The 651-nt window shown below is 42.5% G+C and carries 1 protein-coding gene; it reads right to left on the bottom strand.

Annotated elements, in window-relative coordinates; all coding sequences use genetic code 11:
- The coding region (locus QM874_RS09825) for a Spy0128 family protein (protein WP_414317128.1) at positions 1-651 on the bottom strand (651 nt) is incomplete at both ends.

Genomic DNA, 651 nt, shown 5'->3' on the forward strand with positions numbered 1-651 from the left:
CGCCAACAGTTGCCACAAGAACTTTAGCTGTTCCGTCGTGAGAAACAGTTACTGTTACATTCGCTTTCATGGTGTCGTATGTAACGGTTGCGTCTGATCCTTTAACTTCTTCAACTGTGTAGTTGTGTACGCCTGCTTGTTCTTTCTTGAATTCGATAACTGAGAACTTAACGTTTCCAGATGCATCGTTCGTTACAGTTTCAACAACTTTACCTGTTGAATCTTTAAGGACGAAGCTGAATTCGTTCGCTTTCAATTCACGACCTTCCAAGCGTTTAGTGAAGTTGAACTCTACTTGTACTGGTACGCTGTTGACACGTTTTTCAGTTGGTTTTTCTGGTTTCTCAACCTTCTTCGTAGTTGGGTTGTAGTAGTTGACTACTTGAGCCGCAGTATTTTCGATATCTACACCAGCTGCCACATCAGCTTTCACTGTTGTTGGGATGTCGAACTTGTAGTAACGTCCGAAGGCGAACTTAGTTGTATCGATCACTTGAGTGTTTTCTGCATCGCCAAGTGACTTCGTGAAGCCAGCTTTAAGAGTTGCAGTGATCACACCGTTGTTAACAACGATATCGAATTTAGCTGTGACATCATCACCTGTTACTGAATCGTAAGCTTTGATCTTAGTAGCGTCAAGGTCCAACTTAG

Origin of the sequence: Streptococcus infantis, assembly GCF_047463615.1 — a bacterium.
Taxonomy (GTDB): domain Bacteria; phylum Bacillota; class Bacilli; order Lactobacillales; family Streptococcaceae; genus Streptococcus; species Streptococcus infantis_X.